General features: G+C 64.8%; 18 protein-coding genes. 6 read left to right on the forward strand and 12 right to left on the reverse strand.

The annotated features are described in order from the left end of the window. Positions 1 to 30 precede the first annotated feature (30 nt). From JLZ96_RS08825 to JLZ96_RS08850, 6 genes are all read right to left on the reverse strand, one after another. On the reverse strand, positions 31 to 681 hold the full coding sequence (locus JLZ96_RS08825) for a nucleoside/nucleotide kinase family protein (RefSeq protein ID WP_027495731.1): 651 nt from the start codon (positions 679 to 681) through the stop codon (positions 31 to 33). Then, positions 671 to 1597, reverse strand: coding sequence for a PfkB family carbohydrate kinase (locus tag JLZ96_RS08830; protein WP_201009864.1), 927 nt, complete (start codon positions 1595 to 1597; stop codon positions 671 to 673). The genes JLZ96_RS08825 and JLZ96_RS08830 overlap by 11 nt, the downstream gene beginning before the upstream one ends. Further along, positions 1575 to 2357 carry an ATP-binding cassette domain-containing protein gene (locus JLZ96_RS08835; protein WP_027495729.1) on the reverse strand — a complete coding sequence of 261 codons (783 nt, stop codon included), beginning with the start codon at positions 2355 to 2357 and terminating at the stop codon, positions 1575 to 1577. The genes JLZ96_RS08830 and JLZ96_RS08835 overlap by 23 nt, the downstream gene beginning before the upstream one ends. Beyond that, positions 2354 to 3343, reverse strand: a complete 990-nt coding sequence (locus JLZ96_RS08840; RefSeq protein ID WP_027495728.1) for an ABC transporter permease — start codon at positions 3341 to 3343, stop codon at positions 2354 to 2356. The genes JLZ96_RS08835 and JLZ96_RS08840 overlap by 4 nt, the downstream gene beginning before the upstream one ends. Before the next feature lie 34 nt (positions 3344 to 3377). After that, complete coding sequence (locus tag JLZ96_RS08845) at positions 3378 to 4376, reverse strand: substrate-binding domain-containing protein (RefSeq protein ID WP_201009865.1); 999 nt, start codon at positions 4374 to 4376, stop codon at positions 3378 to 3380. Positions 4377 to 4861: 485 nt separating this feature from the next. Beyond that, on the reverse strand, positions 4862 to 5854 hold the full coding sequence (locus JLZ96_RS08850; protein ID WP_027495725.1) for a YihY/virulence factor BrkB family protein: 993 nt from the start codon (positions 5852 to 5854) through the stop codon (positions 4862 to 4864). Between the two features lie 151 nt (positions 5855 to 6005). Here JLZ96_RS08850 and JLZ96_RS08855 point away from each other — a divergent pair, with 151 nt between their 5' ends. Continuing rightward, the gene (locus JLZ96_RS08855; RefSeq protein ID WP_008718579.1) at positions 6006 to 6176 is read left to right on the forward strand and encodes a CsbD family protein; all 171 of its coding nucleotides are present in this window, start codon (positions 6006 to 6008) and stop codon (positions 6174 to 6176) included. 219 nt (positions 6177 to 6395) lie between these two features. Beyond that, positions 6396 to 7115 (forward strand): GAF and ANTAR domain-containing protein, encoded by a 720-nt coding sequence (locus JLZ96_RS08860; protein ID WP_032366809.1) that lies wholly within the window; start codon positions 6396 to 6398, stop codon positions 7113 to 7115. Between the two features lie 11 nt (positions 7116 to 7126). Here JLZ96_RS08860 and JLZ96_RS08865 read toward each other — a convergent pair whose 3' ends face one another. The 3 genes from JLZ96_RS08865 to JLZ96_RS08875 all read right to left on the reverse strand — a co-directional run bounded on the left by JLZ96_RS08865 (position 7127) and on the right by JLZ96_RS08875 (position 10119). Beyond that, positions 7127 to 7930 carry a DNA-formamidopyrimidine glycosylase family protein gene (locus JLZ96_RS08865; protein ID WP_094716719.1) on the reverse strand — a complete coding sequence of 268 codons (804 nt, stop codon included), beginning with the start codon at positions 7928 to 7930 and terminating at the stop codon, positions 7127 to 7129. 70 nt (positions 7931 to 8000) lie between these two features. Next, positions 8001 to 9440, reverse strand: a complete 1440-nt coding sequence (locus JLZ96_RS08870; RefSeq protein ID WP_201009866.1) for a PepSY domain-containing protein — start codon at positions 9438 to 9440, stop codon at positions 8001 to 8003. A gap of 148 nt (positions 9441 to 9588) precedes the next feature. Further along, positions 9589 to 10119 carry a hypothetical protein gene (locus JLZ96_RS08875; RefSeq protein WP_143536227.1) on the reverse strand — a complete coding sequence of 177 codons (531 nt, stop codon included), beginning with the start codon at positions 10117 to 10119 and terminating at the stop codon, positions 9589 to 9591. Positions 10120 to 10263: 144 nt separating this feature from the next. On the opposite strand from JLZ96_RS08875, the gene JLZ96_RS08880 reads away from it, so the two are divergent. Both JLZ96_RS08880 and JLZ96_RS08885 read left to right on the forward strand, forming a co-directional pair. Beyond that, a complete protein-coding gene (locus JLZ96_RS08880; protein WP_141214541.1) occupies positions 10264 to 10524 on the forward strand; it encodes a hypothetical protein in 261 nt (86 codons plus the stop codon). Between the two features lie 48 nt (positions 10525 to 10572). Further along, on the forward strand, positions 10573 to 11727 hold the full coding sequence (locus JLZ96_RS08885) for a hypothetical protein (protein ID WP_080736174.1): 1155 nt from the start codon (positions 10573 to 10575) through the stop codon (positions 11725 to 11727). Here the strand turns inward: JLZ96_RS08885 and JLZ96_RS08890 are convergent. The 3 genes from JLZ96_RS08890 to JLZ96_RS08900 form a co-directional block, all read right to left on the reverse strand. Next, positions 11697 to 12437 carry a YoaK family protein gene (locus JLZ96_RS08890; protein WP_230592001.1) on the reverse strand — a complete coding sequence of 247 codons (741 nt, stop codon included), beginning with the start codon at positions 12435 to 12437 and terminating at the stop codon, positions 11697 to 11699. The two genes, JLZ96_RS08885 and JLZ96_RS08890, sit on opposite strands and share 31 nt — an antisense overlap. Next, positions 12434 to 14020 (reverse strand): gamma-glutamyltransferase family protein, encoded by a 1587-nt coding sequence (locus JLZ96_RS08895; RefSeq protein WP_032366813.1) that lies wholly within the window; start codon positions 14018 to 14020, stop codon positions 12434 to 12436. Before JLZ96_RS08895 ends, JLZ96_RS08890 begins: the two co-directional genes overlap by 4 nt. A gap of 109 nt (positions 14021 to 14129) precedes the next feature. Further along, complete coding sequence (locus JLZ96_RS08900; RefSeq protein ID WP_052073858.1) at positions 14130 to 15608, reverse strand: peptide MFS transporter; 1479 nt, start codon at positions 15606 to 15608, stop codon at positions 14130 to 14132. A 206-nt stretch (positions 15609 to 15814) separates the two neighbouring features. Between JLZ96_RS08900 and JLZ96_RS08905 the strand changes: the two genes are divergently transcribed. Further along, positions 15815 to 16534, forward strand: a complete 720-nt coding sequence (locus tag JLZ96_RS08905; RefSeq protein WP_094621550.1) for a FadR/GntR family transcriptional regulator — start codon at positions 15815 to 15817, stop codon at positions 16532 to 16534. Between the two features lie 153 nt (positions 16535 to 16687). Beyond that, positions 16688 to 18049: an NAD(P)/FAD-dependent oxidoreductase gene (locus tag JLZ96_RS08910; RefSeq protein WP_201009867.1), complete on the forward strand. Its 1362-nt coding sequence runs from the start codon at positions 16688 to 16690 to the stop codon at positions 18047 to 18049. Positions 18050 to 18141 lie beyond the last annotated feature (92 nt).

Consider the following 18141-nt stretch of genomic DNA (forward strand, 5'->3'; position numbering starts at 1 on the left):
CGTCTCCGTGGGTATCGGACGCGGGCGGTCTCATGTCAATCGCAGGATTCGATCGGCGCGCTGGGCGGTCGAACCGATGAGCTCGGCGTTGCGTTCGTCCGAACCCAATGCCCAGAACTGCGCTTCCTCGGGCGATTTCCCGTACGCCTCGTGCCGCGCGACGAGACGCTCGTGCCGAACGGCCGTGTGCGGAGCCAGGAACCACACCTCGTCGATCATCGCCCGTGCAGCAGGCCATGCGTCGGATTGCATCAGCAGGTAGTTGCCCTCGGTGATCACCAGCGGAACGTCCGACGGGACCGGTACGGCGGACCCGATCGATTCCTCGATCTCTCGCCTGAACTTCGGTGCGTACACCAGCGGATCGCCGGGGCGTTGATCGTGAATCGCGGCGACGAGACGCGCATAGCCGCCGTCGTCGAAGGTATCGTGTGCGCCCTTGCGATCGAGCCGGCCCAGTTCGATCAACACCTCGTTGGCCAGGTGGAATCCGTCCATCGGAACCAGCACCGAAAGCTCGGGGCCCAGTGCATCCACCAACTGCTGTGCCACGGTGGACTTTCCGGCACCCGGTGCACCGGTCAGGCCGAGTATGTGCCGCTCTCCCGGCACGGCGAGCCGCCCGGCCAGCTCCACGAGTTCGTCGAGGGATGCTTCCTGCACCTGTCGGTCATTGCTCACTGTTGTCGCTTTCGAGTACGTGGGTGGGAAGTTCGCGTAGCCACGCTCTGGGGCCGATGACCGAACAGCGCAGCGCCGCAACGCGAGCCGACCGTCGGATACGTTCCTGCACGGAGCCGAACTGCGTCGAGTAGTACGCGTACGCGCCGTGGAAGACATCGCCGGCTCCCAGTGTATCGACCACGGTGACCGCCTCGACGGCCACGGAGCCGGAGTTGCCCTCGGACCAGAATTCGACGGGCTCTCCGCCGTGGGTGGTGACGACCGTGCGTACGCCCGAGCGCACCAACGTCGCTGCGGTGGCAGCTGTGTCCGACGCTCCGGGCGTGCGAAAGTCCGCCGAGCACACCATGTCCGTGACGAACGGAATCAGCTCGCTCATCACGGGTTTCCAGCGTCCGGCGTCGACGACCGACGTGGTATCCCGCGCCGCCGCATGTTCCACGGCGGCGCGGGCGATCAGGGGGTGGTGGCCGTCGACGAGTACGACGTCAGCACCGGCGAGCACGGCATCGAGATCGTTCGGCGGCGCGGCGTCGGAGTGCACGGCGTCGGCCGAGACGACCGACCGGTCTCCCGTCGACTCGATCACCGTCACGGCCGAGACGGGTACAGCTCTCACGGTGCCCGCGATCGAATCGATCACGTGCACATCGCATTCCGCAAGTTCTGCCTTGATCAAGGCAGCCACCGGTTCGTCCCCGAGCGCAGTGACGAGAACGGCCGTACCACCCAGTGCGGCGAACGTAACGGCGGCGTTGGCGGCAGGACCGCCGGCCGCAACGAACTGCGCGTTCGACGTGATCTTCTGGTTCGACGCCGGCGGCGACGACACTCGATGAATCACATCGAGTGTCGCCAGCCCGACGAAAACGCCGACCGGGCGAGACGCATCAGAGGCCGGCGCGTTCCTCATCGGTCGGCTCCTCCGCGCCGGTCATGAGCGCAACGACCTCGGACATGGTGCGCTTCTTCGGATCCACGACGCCTGCGCGTTTGCCGAGGCGGTGGATGTGGATGCGGTCGGCGACCTCGAACACGTGCGGCATGTCGTGGCTGATGAGCACCACGGGTATCCCACGGTCGCGAATCGTTCGGATCAGGTCGATCACCATGCCCGATTCCCGCACGCCCAGAGCTGCGGTCGGCTCGTCCATGATGATCACCCCGCGGCCGAATGCCGCTGCTCGCGCCACTGCGACGCCCTGACGCTGCCCACCGGACAACGTCTCGACGGCCTGGTTGACCGACTTGATGCCGATCTTGAGGTCCTGCAGATGCTTCGACGACTCGTCGCGCATTCTCGGCATGTCCAATCGCCGAAAGATGCTGCCGCTGATGCCCTTGCGCTTGATCTCGCGTCCGAGGTAGACGTTCGAGGCGATGTCGAGCGCGGGAATGACGGCCAGGTCCTGATAGACCGTCTCGATCCCGGCCGCCCGCGCGTCGCGGGTGTTCTTGAACGACACCGGCGAGCCGTTCATCAGAATCTCACCCGAGTCCGGTATGACTGCACCGGCCAAAGCCTTGATGAGACTGGACTTTCCGGCACCGTTGTCGCCGATCACTGCCAGTACCTCACCGGCGCGCAACTCGAAATCGGCTCCGTTGATGGCCGTCACGCTGCCGTAGGTCTTAACCAGACCACGTGCTTCCAGAGCGAGGGGGGCAGTCACTGTGACCTCCTGCGTGCGAATTGATCGACGGCCACCGCGACGATGACGAGAATGCCGGTCGCGACGTTCTGGTACAGGCTGTCGACGCCGGCCTGGGTGAGCCCGTTGCGCAGCACCCCGACAATCAGAGTTCCGATGAGAGTTCCGATGACGGTGCCGCGGCCACCGAACAGGCTGGTTCCACCGATGACGACCGCGGTGATCGTTTCGAGGTTGGCGTTCTGATAGGCGTTCGGGTCGGCATTGGGGATTCGACCGAGCGCTGCCCATGCCGCGATGGCGGCGATGACACCGGTGACGATGTAGACCGAGAACAGCACGCGACCGGACTTGATGCCGGAGCGGTCCGAGGCCTGCGGGCTACCACCCACCGCGTATATGTGCCTGCCCCAGGATGTTTGGGACAATGCGTACCACATCACGGCGTACACCAGCAGCATCACCACCACGCCGTACGTGGTGGAGAAGCTACCGATCTTGAACGACGTCCCCAGCAGTGTCAGCGGCCCGCTCGGCACCTGGTAGGTCTCGGAGCCGGCCAGCAACCTGGTGGCTGCCTGGATCGCGGTGAACGTGCCGAGTGTGACGATGAACGGCGGCAGTCGCAGCATCGTCACCAACCCGCCGTTGATTGCGCCGAACGCCACGCACACGGCCAGTGTCGAGCCGAGCGCCACCACCGGGCCGTTGGCACCAGCGGTCTGCGCCATGACGATGGTGCCCATCACGGCCACCGCGCCGATCGACAGATCGATACCGGAGGTGAGGATGATGAGCGTCTGGCCGACGGCCAGAATGCCGACCACCACGGACTGCTGCAGAATCAGAGAAACGTTCTGCGGGTTGAGAAACGAGCTCGAAATCGAGCTGAACACGATGATGGCGATGACGAGCGCGGCCATGGGCCCGAGCAGCGGTTCACGCAGGATGGTTCCCACGTTGAACCGGCTCGGAGCCTTGGGAGGCGCGGCGGTATCGGTGCTCACGAATCAGTTCCTGGTCCTCGACGGATTTCTGCGATCAGCCCCAGCAATTCGCTTCGCCCCATGCGGTGTCCTGGGATTGGATTCCGGCAACAGGCTTGTCGGTGACCAGCTGTGAACCGGTGTCGTTGAAGCCACTGGGCTTGGTGCCGTCCTGGGCGAACTTGACCACAGCGTCGACGCCCTGCTCGGCCATCTTCGCCGGGAACTGCAGCACCGTCGCACCGATGATGCCGGACTTGACGTTCGCGATACCGGTGCAGCTACCGTCGATCGAGCCGATGGTGATCTGATCGGCGCGGCCTGCGGACTGAATCGCCTGGTAGGCACCCGCCGCGGCGGGCTCGTTGATCGTGTAGAGCGCATTGACACCCGGAGCGCGCTGCAGCAGGTTCTCCATGGCCGTCTGCGCCTTGGTCTGGTCGCCGTTGGTGTTCTCCTGGCCGACGATCTCGGGAGAGCTGTCGGTCAGGCCCATTCCTTCGAGGAAGCCGTCGTGACGGAACGTGTCGACGGTGCCGCCCGCGGTGCCGTCGAGCATGATGACCTGGGGTGCAGTGGTTCCCAACGTGCCCTTGACCCATTCGCCCTGGCTGACGCCTGCCGCCTTGTTGTCGGTGGCGAACGTCGCGTCCACCGCGTCCTCGGGGTCGGTGGCCGTATCGAGGGCGATGACGACGACGCCTGCGTCGCGTGCCTTCTTGATCGCGTCGAGGACTCCGGTGGAGGAGTTCGGGGTGATCAGAATGCCTTTGACACCCTGGCCGACCAAGTTCTCGATCGCCGCGACCTGACCCTCGTTGTCACCGTCGAATGCACCTGCGAGAGCGACCAATTCGGCTCCACTGGAGTCCGCCTTGGCCTGAGCTGCCTCACGAAGCTTCACGAAGTACGGATTGGAATCCGTCTTGGTGATGAGTCCGACCTTGACGCTGTCCGAATCCGAACCGCTGCATGCGGTCAGTCCGAGCACGAGGGAACCGGCCATCAACGCGGTTCCGATCGTCAGCGTGGTCTTCCGACGGTGATTGAACATCTGGACTCCCTTGTCCTCGCTACGCAGGTCGCGTCGCTCGATTGCAGGAGCGTACTATCAATACAAGCGCTTGCGCATGCGCTTTCGCGAAATAGTTCCGAAAACTTTTCCGACCGGCCGGCGTCAGCTCGTCATCACGCCGCTCAGCCCCAGTTCCCGCAAACGCGCGCGCGTTTGCCATCCGCGCGCGGAATAGTGCCCGATCGCCCCGCTATTCCGCGCGCACCCAACGAATGCGCGCGCGTTTGCCCACGCCGATCGGTCTCCGCCCCGGTCTCCGCCGCCCCGGTCTCCGCCGCCCCGGCCCTGCGCCGCCCCGGTCCTCGCAAACGCACGCGCGTTTGCCATCCGCGCGCGAAATAGTGCCCGATCGCCCCGCTATTCCGCGCGCATCCAACGAATGCGCGCGCATTTGCGGAGCCGATCAGTCCCCGCTCCGGCCCCGCCGCCCCGGTCCTCGCAAACGCGCGCGCGTGCGGAGCCGATCAGTCGCCTCGCGTGCTCGACGAGTCCTCGTCCACCACCGAATTCGGCTCGTCGTACGTGACGGTGATGTCTTGGAATCCTTTGTTACGCTGCGCTTCTGCTTGGCCGGTGTAGGAGTTCTTGTCGCCCTCGGTGAGTTCGACGTTGTCGGTGAACGGCGTCAGCAGAGCCCGGGGATGCAGGTGGTCTACGCGTACGGCGTTGATCTCGATGCACAGCACGATCAGCACCGACGCGACGTACAGGAAACCGAGCAGACCGAGGACGATGGCGAAGATGCCGTTGCTTGCACTCGCGTTGCCCACGACGTAGCGGATGTAGATGCCGCCGAACGACTGCAGCGCCTGCCAGACGACCGCCGCGATCGCTGCGCCGGGGAGCACGTCTCGCACGCTCAGGTCCCGCGCGGTGCCGATTCGGAAGGCCGCGGTGAAGACGGCCGCGTTGACCACCACCGCTCCGACGAGTGCGAGCGCACCACCGGCGAACCCGAACACGCCCGAGGACGCGACGCCGTTCAGCACCGTCAGTCCGATGATCGCGGTGCCGACTGTGCTGAGCAGCAACAATCCGCGCAGCCGACCCTTGATGGGGTCCGGTTGCTCGTTGCGCGGCACCGACCACGCGGTGTTCATCGCGTACTGCACGGCCAGCGACACTCCGAGTCCGCCGTACAGCGACCCGACGACGCCGATCACGATGGCCGTGGTTCCGCCACTGAGGCGGTCCGGTTGACCGAGCTGGTCACCGATGACCGGGATCTGACTCATCGCCGAGTCGATGATGCGGGTCTGCAGCTCCGGGTCTCCGGCCAGCACGATTCCCAGCAGCGTGGTGAACAGCAGCAGAAGGGGAAACAGCGACAGGAACGAGTAGTAGGCGATCAATGCCGCGAGGTAGCCGCCCCGGTCGTCCATGAATTTGTAGAGCACCGCCAGCGGGAAACCTGCCGAGGGGTGCCTGCGCTGGAAGTTGTCCACCTTCGCGACCATCATCGGTCGAATGTAGCCAGCGACGAGCCTGCGGAAACGTCGACGCTCCGGCTTTCGGTGTGACCCAGCTCTCACGATCTGGACGTGCGCTTCGTCGGTCGAGCTCCGACCAACCCTTCGAGAACAACCCGAACCGAGAAAGGAACTCGCCATGAGCTTTATCGACAAGGCCAAGAACGCAGCAGAGGACGCCATCGGCAAGGCGAAGGAAGTTGTCGGCGACGCAACCGACAACAAGGACCTCGAGGCCGAGGGCAAGAAGGATCAGGGTTCGGCCGGCGTCAAGAAGGTCGGCGAGAACATCAAGGACACCTTCAAGTAACCAGCAGCCCCGGAAGGGTCGTCGATCGAATGATCGGCGGCCCTTCGTGCATCCCGCGATGATGCGCCGCGATACTCACCGGACCACCGCATCGCGAACCGTATAAAATCCATTGATCCGGCCTCGAGGTCGGGACAGGGCGTCCAGAAGCAGGCGCACGATCGAGGATCTCGCCGACGCGACGACGTCGACGGTCCACCGCGCGAGAGGATCGTGTGAATGACTGATTCACCGGCCGAGCAAGACACGTCTCGAACGTCCGAAGCACTGTCGCTCGCGCAGTTCGCTCGATCGCTGCGCGACACTCATCGGTCGATGCCGCAGACGTTGAGTGAGATTCTCCGAATGGCGATTCGGCTCATTCCGGGCGCAACCACCGGATGCATCACCACGGTGAACAAGGGTGAGCGCACAGTCGTCGCATCGACGGACCCGATCGCCGAGAAGCTGTGTCGGTTGCAGTACGAACTCGACGAAGGTCCGATTCCCACCGAGGTCCGGCACCTCGACGTCGTCGTGTCCTACGATCTGGCAACCGAACCGCGATGGCCGCAGTTCGCTGCGATGGCCATCGAGGCTGGTTTCAAGTCGCTCTCGGCCTTTCAGCTCTACAGCAACGCCGATGACCTCGGGGCCCTGGTGTTGTACAGCGACGTCACCGGAGCGTTCGACGCCGATGCGGTAGCGATCGGCGAGGCCTTGTCTGCGCATGCTGCCATCGCAATGCTCAGTGCCCGCGACACCGAGCAATTCCGGACCGGCTTGGCCAGCCGGGACATCATCGGCCAGGCAAAAGGCATGATCATGGAACGCTACGACCTCGACGCAGTACAGGCATTCGACCTACTGGCGAAACTATCGCAGCAACAGAATCTGCCGCTGCACACCGTTGCCCGCAACCTGGTCGACGCCGACCACCCCACGAACTCGACGTTCTGACCCTTCCGCGGTCACAGCCCTGGCTCCGGCTGGCAGTGCGGACACCACCATGTTCGGCGTCGATCGGGATCGTTCGGCACGTCGGCCTCGACACGAATGACGGTCGCGCACCGCAGACACGGTTTACCGGCCCGACCGGCAACCCAGTGAGTCCGGCCGCGACGAGTGTCGCCGGTGGTGACCTGCATGGCCCCGGGGGTGCTCGCCGAATGCCGCATCGCCCGCTCGAGCAGAGTCACCAGTTTCTCCGCGTCGACGCCTGCCGACGGAGCCCAGGGCCACAGTCCACGCAGAAAACACAGCTCGTTCGCCCATAGATTTCCGGGCCCCGCGATGACCCGCTGATCCAGGAGGGTAGAGACGATCGGCCGAGAACCCTGCGCGAGGATGTTCGATGCCGCACGATCGGTGTCGAACTCGGCATGCAATGGGTCCGGTCCCAGATGCGCGACCAGCGCATTCATCGAGGCCGTGTACCCGTAGTCGACGACCGGCAACAGGATTCCGTATGCGGTCGGCCCGTCCACCGCGGCCAGCCGCACGCGGACGTCGGGCTGCACCCGCCGCGGTATCGAGCGGCCGGCTCGCACCACCGTCCACGATCCCGTCATGCGGAGGTGGGTGTGCAGCGTGGTGTCGTCGTCGAAATCGGTGAACAGATGCTTGCCGTGCGTCCGGTGCGCGACGACGGTTCGCCCGGCGAGATTCTCGACGGCGTGTGCGGGCACGTTCAGTCGCCCTGCCCGTAGCGTGACGCCGTCCAGCGCTCGCCGCAATCGCGCGGCGAGCGCATGGACGGTGTCACCTTCGGGCATGGTCTCCGAGTATCCCGAGGGCGGCAGAAACAATCGGACCGACCGGCGAGAGCGCGTCGTCCTCCTCGCGTCAGTGCGCGGGCCGCCTGACGTATCCGACCATGAAGTCGACCGCCAGGAAGGCGACCAGGCTGAGCCCCAACAAGGGCAGGAACCAGCCGACGGCCACGGCAGTGGCGAGGAGCACCGCAGAGATCGGCGAGATGCGGCGCAGTCCCCCACGCAGAGGCGGCCGGCCTGCGGTGAGTCCAGCGCTCTTCGTGGGTCGACGCTTCCACCACATCATGTAGCCGCGCACGATGACCGATGCCAAGGCGAGCGAAAGCCCAACCAGGGCAATCTGATTGGCCACGCCGAACAGGGTCCCCATGTGCAACTGAATTCCCCAGGCCGCCAGCTTGGCTGCCACCGGCCAATCGGCGAAGTATTGGGTGTCGATCACCGCGCCGGTGCTGCCGTCGATCGAGATCGAGTTGTTCGACATCACCCAGGGCTGACGGGTTTCGGCGACGACGAACGCCACGTCGTCCGACGTCGGGATCGATGCCTCCACCGCTCCGTCGATGCCGTTCGCTGCGGCAGTGTCGAGCACCGAATCGATGCGGCCGACGTTGCTGTCTGTCGCCGACGCATCGGCCGACATGTCCATCGAATGCCCACCGTGGCCCGAGTGATCCCCCGAGTGATCCCCCATGGTCGCCGCGTCGGAAGAACCGATGGTCGTGGCGACGGCAGGGGTCGTCCAGCTCAATGCCGCACGGAGGTCGGTGACGTTGGCGCCCGCGTAGGTGGACCACGTGAGTCCGGTGGCGGAGAGGAAGATCAGACCTACGGCAATCCAGATACCGGCTACGCCATGCCAGTTCAAGGACCGGTTGCGGCCCTTCGATTCACGATCGAAGGTGAGCAGTGTCGCCCGGTCTCGGTTGCGTCGGTAGCGATCGATCCACAGGTACAGGCCGCCGAGCGCGATCACCCACAACCAGGATGCGGCCAGTTCGCTGTAGATCCGGCCCGGTTCACCGAGGTGCAGGTGTCGGTGCAATTCCGAGATCCACGTTCTGACCGGCAAGGCGCTCGAGGAGCCGTAGACGGCAAGTTCACCCACCGGTGACGCCGTGGCGGGATCGACGAAGACGGCCAGTCGTCGCGATTCGCCGAGGGTCGGGTCGGTGAACAGCACTCGGGTGGTGTCGCCGACTTCGGCGGCGGGTCGCACGGCCGACACGGTCAGATCCGGCCTCTCGGCCTGAGCGGCTCGGATCTGTTGGGCGACCGGGACAGCCGGTCCGGTGGAGTCGACGTGCAGATAGTCGCGGTAGACGAGTTGTTCGATGGTCGGGGCGACGGCGTAGAGGCCGCCGCTGACGGTGGCGATCAGGATGAACGGTGCGATAAGTATGCCCGCGTAGAAGTGCAGACGAAGAATCAGCGGACGCCAGCTGCGCGGGCCGGCCGGACGGGTGGGCGGGGAAGGATCGGCGACGCGTTCCTTTTCCGGTGTGGACATGAGAGCTCGTTTCGTGAAGGCAGGGGTGGGCGCGCGCCGTGGGCACGGGTCGACTCGATGTCGAGCGAAACGTGCTGTGCGCATGAAGAAATTGCCGCAGCTCTGCTCGCCCCCGCGGTGCAGGAGCGGTCGTGGTGGGAGGCTGCGGTCAGTACGACGCGGCAGGCGGTCCGCGGTTCCCGGAGCCCGAGAGATCGAGGAGCCGGTGGACGCCGGGTGTGCGATACAGCGGAAGCGGGGCGGCACTCGGCGAGCCGTCGACGACGAGAATTGCCAGTATCGGGAGTATTCGACGAACAACGGTGGCTGCGTGCGAGATCCCGCGCTCGGCCCCGTGCACGATCACCGCGCCGACGACGATCGCGATCGCGTGGGCCGCAAGCATCTGCTGTGTCAGCACCGAACCGTGGTGATCGCCGTCGACGATCGTCAGCAGCACGTGTCCGATCGTCTGCGCAGCGGCCAGCGTCGCCATCAGCTGCAGGCGAGGCGCGATGACGATCGGCACGGCGGCGGCAGCGTAACCGAGTCCAGCGCACACCAGAGCCAACAGGACGATCGCGGCGTCGGAGGGAAACATACCGCCGCCGACCGCGTGCGCGGTGGCGGTGATCGTTGCCGTCAGAGCGCCGACGGCAGACCCGCGCAGGGCTGCGGATCCGTCCGGGGTCGCGGGCACGAACAGCAGACTACTACCCGTTTCGGCAGAGGCACTGGCGTCTCGCCTATGTCGCATGGTTTGTGCGCGAAAACCGATCCAGCGGTCTTTTCCAGGTCCGTTATGGTGATCGCGAGTATCACGCCACGTTCAGAGAGGATCGCCGTGCCGGACAGTTCGGATGTGGCTCAGGCCCGTGTGTTCGCCCACATGCTCGCGGCCGAAATTGCGTCGACATCGAGCCGAATCGAAGTCTCCGAGAACTACGCTCACAAGGCCTTCCGGGTGGGCGACCCCCGCAGCGCGAAGTGGCACACCGACGAGGCCCGCGCTCAGAAGCAGGCGCTGTACGAATTGCACCGCCAACTGGACGCACTGCACAGCCGCTTCCAGATCTCGAAGGGTGAACCCGAACCCGTGTGCTGACGTCCGGCTCGGTGTGTGAGGGCGCCTGGTCCGGGGTACCGCGACAAGATGGTTTTCGACAAGACAGACAACGGCTCGGGGGCCGAAAGCGAAGGACAACGAACGATCACGATCGGGTTGGTGGCCGACGAGGGATTCGCGTCGACGATAGCGGCTGCCATCGAACAGGAACTTCCGCCCACCATCACGATCGACGGAACCGATGCCCGACTGGACACGGCCCGGCCCGCAGTCACATTGCCTCCCACCGAGGCAGGTTCTGCGCCGTTGGGTCAGTGGCTGGAGGCCATTCAGGCCACCAACACATTCGACCTGGTGCTCTGCATCTCCGAGGTTCCGCGACGCGTCGGGGCCAGCCCCGTCGTCGCCGAATTGCGTGACGGTTCGACCGGTGCGTTGTACGTACCCTCGTTCGGCACCATAGGAGTACGGCGTCGCGCTGTGGCGGTGGCCATCGCCATCGTGCACGATCTCCTCCGCAGCGATACTGCCTCGCGGCCACACCTGCGACGGTCGATGTCCAAGTGGGCTCCGGGCCCCGACCCCGACGGTGGCGGCGAGCGAATCCTGCTCACTCCCGGCATGTTCGGCCGAACACGCATGATCATGGGCATGATTCGCTGCAATCGGCCGTGGCGTCTCGTCCCCGCACTGTCGAGCGTGCTCGCGGCCGCGAGCGCCGCATCGGCGTTCGGTGTGTTCTACGCGAGCATCTGGCAGATGGCGGCCTCGATGACACCTGCCCGGCTCACACTGATCGGCGTCGCCGCCATCGTGGCCATCACGGTGTGGCTGATCTTTCCGCACGGCCTCTGGGAGCACCGACGGTTCCGCTCCTCGACCACCGATCGCTGGATATACAACTCTGCCACTCTCGGCACCGTCGTGGCCGGCGTGCTGTGTATGTATGCCGTTCTGTTCGCGGTCGTGTTGCTCTCTGCTGCCGTGGTGATCTCGCCCGAGTTTCTCACCGCTCAGATCGGGCGAGAAGCTAACACGGCGGACTACCTGTCACTGGCCTGGTTGGCGGCGTCGTTGGGCACGGTCGCCGGAGCAGTGGGCTCGTCGGTGTCCGATCGCAGCGACATCCTCAACGCTACGTACGGCCACCGAGAAATGCTCCGGCGCCAGCACAGCGCAGAACGGTCCCGCACCGACGACGCCGGTACGGCTCAGCCCGCGGCTCGGTCCCAGGCCCAATGACCCAGGGCCGCGACGGCGGCGGTCAGCGCGGCACCGAGCAACACGGGTATCGCGATATCCACCCGAAGTAGCAGCGCACCGATGACGGCCCCCACGAACAGCACGAGGATCGCCCAGAGCCTCCGGTTGAACAGCCGACCGGGGCCTTGGCCGACGAACGACTCGCCGGCGAGCGAGGTGATGGTCGACGTGACGACGACGGTCGTCATGTCCTTGACCGCGAGGAAGCGCGCAGCGAGCGCCTGAGCGCCCATGTCGACTGCGATGACACTGGCGATCGCGATACCGAGCGGCGAGTTGCCCTGCACGTCGACCACCAGCAGCGTGACGCCTGCTGCGAGAAGTGCCAGCGTTCCCACTGCGAAGATCGCGGTGACCCGGATGTTCCATCCCGGCGCAGCCGAGCGAAGCGTCACCCCGGCCAGCGCGGCACCGAGCACGAAGGCGAACAGCGCTACCAGCGGGCCGACGATCGGGAGTCCGTCCTCACCTGCCACCCCCATACCGAGGATGACGATGTTGCCGGTCATGTTTCCGGTGAAGATGCGGTCGAGCCCGAGGTAGCCGACGGCGTCGAGCATGCCGGTCACCATCGTCAGCACCATCATCGACCACAATCGGAGATGACCGTTCACGGCCTCGCCGACACGGTGCCTCATGGTCATCGGTGCCGGCCCGTCTCCGGCCACCGTCGTTTCGTCGAGACTCATGCGGTCACCCACACGCCGCCGTCACTGCGCGGGTCCGCGCCGGCACCGAGCGTTCCGTCGGCTGAAACCCTGGCCACCATGGAATGACCTGCGTTACTGTCCAATTCGGTGCCATGCTCGACGGTGAACACCGTCTGCGAGATCTGTTCGATGGCGGAGTCCTCCAACGTCGGCTCGACCAGTACCGAACCGTTGGGTGTGCCGGCTTCCAATCCGCCGACGATGAATCGGGGCGCGGAGACGGTCTGCTGCGGATCGAATCCACGCAGCGCCCGCAGGATCAACTGGGTGTGAATCTGCGACTGCGCTTTGCCTCCCATGGTCGAGTGGGCGGACACCGCTCCGTCCGCCCAGTCCACGATCACCGGAACGAGCGTGTGCGCGGGCCGCTTTCCGGACTCGACGCGATTGGGCGACGCGGCTTCGAGCGTAAAGAACGCAGCTCGGTTGTGCAGCACGAGTCCGGTGTCGGGCTCGAGGATCTGCGCTCCGAACGAGTGAAAGACGGACTGTATCAACGACACTGCGGTGCCATCGTTCGCTACGACGGCGATTCCGACGGTGTCACCGCCCGGACGCGGAGACGCGGTCGAGGTCTGCCGCTCCCCTCCAGCCACCCGGGCTGCTGCCGCGTCGTGAATTGCCGCGAAGCCGGCCGGGGTCAGCTGATCGTGGATATCCACAGTGGCACAGCGTGGGTCGGCGAGGTAGGTATCACGATGCTCGTCGGAGTCGTAGAAGATCTCGGCCAATACCCCGGCGTCGACATCGCCCGCAGACGCGCTCCCGGACAAGGCGGCACCGAGAGATCGAATCAGTGTGTAGCCCTGCGAGTTCGGTGGTGCCGTGGCCACCGAGAATCCGTCGAATTCGCGCACCAGAGGTTCTTCGACGATCGGACGATGACGTTCGAGATCCTCTCTCGATACCGGCACGTCGAGTTTCTTCAGTCCGGCGGCGAATCGGTCGGCCGTGTGACCGCGATAGAACGAATCGAGGCCGTCGGTCGCCAGGTCCGTCAGGGTCCGGGCCAACTCGGGCTGCACGACGAGGTGCCCGACGGGGATCGGCTGACCATCGACGAAGAACTTCGCGCGCAAGCCTGGATCGGTGATCAGTGCGTCACGGTCGAGCTCGATCATCTCGACGAGTCCGGGGCTGGCCGGAAACCCCTCTGTGGCAAGCGAAATTGCTGGTGCCAGTACGTTGCGTAACGGCAGCGAGCCACCGGCGTCCAGCAGAGCCGCCCACCCGGACACTGCACCCGGAACGGACACCGTCAGCGGACCGTTGATCGGCATCGTCTCGATCGTCTCGAACAGTTGGTCCACGGATGCGGCCGAACCGTATGCTCCCGATGCGTTGATACAGGTGGTGCTGCCGTCGCTCGTTCGCAGCAACGCGATGACGTCACCGCCCACACTGCACATGTGCGGGTAGACCACGGTGAGGGCCGCAGCTGCAGCGACCGCTGCATCGACGGCGTTACCACCGGCTTCGACGATCGTGCGGGCAGCGTCAACGGCCGCGGTGTGCGGCGCGGCGATTGCCACGCCGGGTGCCGGTTGCGACTGTTCGGGCATGAATATCTCCTCGAGTGCGGCCGATCCGAAAGCAGGATCGGTCGGGGCATGTTCTGGGTTCGTCCGAAAGTGTTGCGTTGGAGCAGTGTCACGTCATGGAAGTGTCACGTCAGAGCGCTCGTGCGATGAGCGTGCGATAGGCACCGTACAGCACCGCCGCGGCGACGATCGACGCCGCGGCCGTCGCACCGAAGAAGGTCAGTTCGTTTGTTGCAGAGTACTTCTGAGCGAGCAAGCCGGCCAGTGTCGAGCCTCCTGCCATCGTGAGGAAGTACAGCGACGTCATCCCGGCTTTGTGCGATGCGGGTGCCAGCTGTGCAGTGGCCGACAGGACCGACGGCACGACGGCTATCTCGCCGGCACCGAACAGCAACATCGCAACGAGAACCAGCACAACGGAATTCGTCGCCCCTGATGTGCCCGCCATTGCCGCGAACATGGCCATCGCTACCGCCAGCAGGCCGATTCCCACGACGATTTTCGTTCCGGGATTGGGCTGCCGGCTGCCCATCCGCGTCCAGACGACGGCATAGATCGGAGCGATGACAGTGGCGAAGAGACCTTCCAACGTGATCACGGTTGCCGCAGGGATCGTCAACGAGCCGACCGTCAGATCGACGCGGGTGTCCATGTACACCGCCAGGGTGGTGAACAACTGGAACAGCAACGTCCAGAACAGCAAGCTACTGAGGAACACCGGAATGTAGGCGAGCACTCGTCGATGCTCGGTGGCGTCGACTTTCCTCGAGGACAACAGCATTGCGAAGTAGGCGATGCTGGCGATCACGATGATCGCGGTCAGCACGGTTCCCAGATTGTCGAGATTCAGGAGGCCGCTGACGGCCGCGGCAACGATGACCAGGGTGACCGATCCGGCGAGAGCTGCGGCCGCGGCCCGACGCGAGCGTGGCAGCGGATTGGGTACCGTTCGGGTGGCCTCGGGCAGATGCTTGTACCCGACCACGTACTGGGCCAGGCCGATCAGCATGCCCACTGCCGCCGCGCCGAAGGCGATGTGGAAACCGGCCGAGCTCTGCAGGGCACCGGTGAGCAGCGGGCCGAGGAATGCACCGAGCGATATACCCATGTAGTACAGCGAGTATCCCGAGTCGCGTTTGGGATCATCGTTCGCATAGAGCATCCCGACCATCGCGGTGACGTTGACCTTGAGTCCGCCGGTGCCGATGACGATCAACAACAGTCCTGCGCCCATACCCACAGTCGTCGTGACCAGAGCGAGCACCACGTGGCCGAGGATGATGGAGATGGCGGAGTAGAGAACAACTGTTCGCGGCGCGACGAGCCGGTCCGCGACCCACGCTCCGACCATCTGCGCGATATAGACTGCGCCGCCGTAGGATCCGGCGATACCGACTGCCACTCCGACGTCGAGTCCGAGCCCGCCGTCGACGAGCGAGTAGTACAGGTAATACGCGAGGATCACCTGTAGGCCGTAGAAGCTGAATCGCTCCCACAACTCCGTGCCGGCCAGCGTCACGAGCCCACGCGGCTGATCACGGAACGTCGAGCCGATCGAGCCGTGATCTCCGCTCGCGTTCGGCTTGTGGAGTGTTCCGTCCGTTGTCATGCTGGTCCACCTCTGGGGTCCATGGGAATCAGTGGTTCAGAAGAATGAGTGACCGTTGTCACGATGTCTTGATCTAAAACTGGTAGGACCAGACCGTCAAGGTGAAGAGTGGGATATTTACACGTCAACGAATCTTTACTGGGGAAACAGAGTGAATCTGGTATTTTGGTAGGACCAGTTCGTAACCTGCGGGGACGGGGCTTTCCATGACAGCGTGGTCCGAGATAGACGTCGAAGCGGCGTCGGTCCCCGAGCTGCTCAGCGCCAGGATCGCGCAGCTGATCGACAGCGGTCGCGTCGAAGCGGGATCGAAACTACCCAGCGAACGCGCCCTGGTGACGATGCTCGGAGCGTCGCGAATCTCGATCCGCCATGCACTTCAGGACCTCGAATTGCGGGGCTATCTGACGCGTAAACCCCGAGCCGGCCGCATCGTCGCACCACTGGAGATGCGCGCTCTGGCCGAAGGCAGCATCTTCGGAAGCATGAGCAGCGACCAACGCACCGTTCGCGAGGTAATGGATCTACGCACGGTCGTCGAACCACCCATTGCCGAGCGTGCCGCCGTCCGCCACCGCACGTCCGAGTTGCATGCCTTACGCACTCCACTCGAAACGTCCGAGCGAGAGCTCGTGAATCGGCCGCCGTCTCTGCAGGTCATGCAACTCTGCGACGTGCAGTTCCATCTCGCGATCGCCGGCCTTGCCCACAACTCCATGCTCACCAGGCTCGTGACCGAGACCAACGAGTGGATGGCACCGTCGAGGCAGGCAAGTTTTCAGACCGAGCAGCGGATGCAACGCTCCGTCGATGCCCACCGCAGCATCTATCACGCTATTGCAGAACGTGATCCGGTTCGCGCCCGGAAGGCGATGCACGATCACCTTGCCGACGTGCTCGAGGCGATCACACCGCTCGCGCACTGACTTTTACCGCCGATCGCACCAGCCTGTTGTCCGAAACGGTGCGCGTGAATGCGCTCGATTGGCCACTTCGTCGTGTGCGGATCGGGTGGATTCCGGACAGAATCGAGGTGCTATCGGCTCGGGCCGATCGACCGCGAACAAAGGAGCTCGACAGTGCCCACCCTCGACCGTGACGTCGCTATCGTCGGGGCCGGCCCTTCCGGCCTGGCCGCAGCAACCGAGCTCCGCAAAGCAGGATTGTCCGTCGCCGTGCTGGAAGCGCGTGACCGCGTCGGAGGACGTACCTGGACGAAACCCATCGACGGTGCGAGCCTCGAAATCGGCGGTCAGTGGGTCTCACCCGATCAGGAATCTCTCATCGCGCTGATCGGTGAGCTCGGCCTCGAGACGTTCGACCGATACCGCGAGGGCGAGTCCGTCTACATCTCCGCCGCGGGCGAGCGGACCCGTTACTCGGGTGACTCGTTCCCCGTCGACGAGACCACCGAGAAAGAGATGGACCGACTCGTCGCTCTGCTCGACGACTTGGCCGCCCAGGTCGGCCCCGAGGAGCCGTGGGCGCACCCGCTGGCGCGTGAACTGGACACGATCTCGTTCGAGCAGTGGCTGATTCGTGAGTCCGACGATGCCGAGGCACGAGGAAACATCGGCATGTTCATCGCCGGTGGCATGCTCACCAAACCTGCGCACGCGTTCTCGGCTCTGCAAGCAGTCTTGATGGCCGCATCGGCGGGATCGTTCTCGCACTTGGTGGACGAGAACTTCATCCTCGACAAGCGCGTCGTCGGTGGCATGCAGCAGGTGTCGATCCGCATGGCGGCCGCCCTCGGCGACGACGTCATCCTCGACGCGCCGGTGCGAACGGTGCGGTGGAACTCCGACGGCGCAACGGTATTCGCCGACGGTGACATCGAGGTACACGCCAAGCGGGTCGTTCTCGCCGTTCCACCGAACCTGTATTCGCGCATCTCCTACGACCCGCCGCTCCCGCGTCGCCAGCATCAGATGCACCAGCATCAGTCCCTCGGACTGGTGATCAAGGTCCATGCCGTCTACGACACCCCGTTCTGGCGCGAGGACGGGCTGTCGGGAACCGGCTTCGGTGCCTCAGAGATCGTGCAGGAGGTGTACGACAACACCAACTATCAGGACAGCCGCGGAACACTGGTCGGCTTCGTGTCCGACGCCAAGGCAGACGCGATGTTCGAGCTCGACGAGCAGGAGCGCCGCGCGAAGATCCTCGAATCGATCGCACATTACCTGGGGCCCAAGGCAACCGAGCCGGTCGTCTACTACGAGTCGGACTGGGGTTCGGAAGAATGGACCCGTGGTGCGTACGCGGCCAGCTTCGATCTGGGGGGTCTGCACCGCTACGGCAAGGACAGCCGCACTCCCGTCGGCCCGATTCACTTCTCCTGCTCCGACATCGCCGCAGAGGGCTACCAACACGTCGACGGCGCAATCCGCATGGGTCATCGCACCGCCGCGGACATCGTCTCGAGAATCGTTTCCTGACACCCGATCTTCGATCGCACACCGCAGACCCACACCTAGCACCGAGGACACACATGCGCACTGTCACAGAACACAACTCGCCCGCTGCTGCG

This window comes from Rhodococcus sp. NKCM2511 (genome assembly GCF_014905595.1).
Taxonomy (GTDB): domain Bacteria; phylum Actinomycetota; class Actinomycetes; order Mycobacteriales; family Mycobacteriaceae; genus Rhodococcoides; species Rhodococcoides fascians.

Coding starts and splice junctions, on each gene's coding strand:
- JLZ96_RS08905 (WP_094621550.1), top strand. CDS start 15,815: ATGACAGCGTGGTCCGAGATAGACGTCGAAGCGGCGTCGGTCCCCGAG.
- JLZ96_RS08900 (WP_052073858.1), bottom strand. CDS start 15,608: ATGACAACGGACGGAACACTCCACAAGCCGAACGCGAGCGGAGATCAC.
- JLZ96_RS08865 (WP_094716719.1), bottom strand. CDS start 7,930: ATGCCCGAAGGTGACACCGTCCATGCGCTCGCCGCGCGATTGCGGCGA.
- JLZ96_RS08845 (WP_201009865.1), bottom strand. CDS start 4,376: ATGTTCAATCACCGTCGGAAGACCACGCTGACGATCGGAACCGCGTTG.
- JLZ96_RS08830 (WP_201009864.1), bottom strand. CDS start 1,597: ATGAGGAACGCGCCGGCCTCTGATGCGTCTCGCCCGGTCGGCGTTTTC.
- JLZ96_RS08870 (WP_201009866.1), bottom strand. CDS start 9,440: ATGTCCACACCGGAAAAGGAACGCGTCGCCGATCCTTCCCCGCCCACC.
- JLZ96_RS08890 (WP_230592001.1), bottom strand. CDS start 12,437: ATGAGTCTCGACGAAACGACGGTGGCCGGAGACGGGCCGGCACCGATG.
- JLZ96_RS08895 (WP_032366813.1), bottom strand. CDS start 14,020: ATGCCCGAACAGTCGCAACCGGCACCCGGCGTGGCAATCGCCGCGCCG.
- JLZ96_RS08855 (WP_008718579.1), top strand. CDS start 6,006: ATGAGCTTTATCGACAAGGCCAAGAACGCAGCAGAGGACGCCATCGGC.
- JLZ96_RS08885 (WP_080736174.1), top strand. CDS start 10,573: ATGGTTTTCGACAAGACAGACAACGGCTCGGGGGCCGAAAGCGAAGGA.
- JLZ96_RS08860 (WP_032366809.1), top strand. CDS start 6,396: ATGACTGATTCACCGGCCGAGCAAGACACGTCTCGAACGTCCGAAGCA.
- JLZ96_RS08850 (WP_027495725.1), bottom strand. CDS start 5,854: ATGGTCGCGAAGGTGGACAACTTCCAGCGCAGGCACCCCTCGGCAGGT.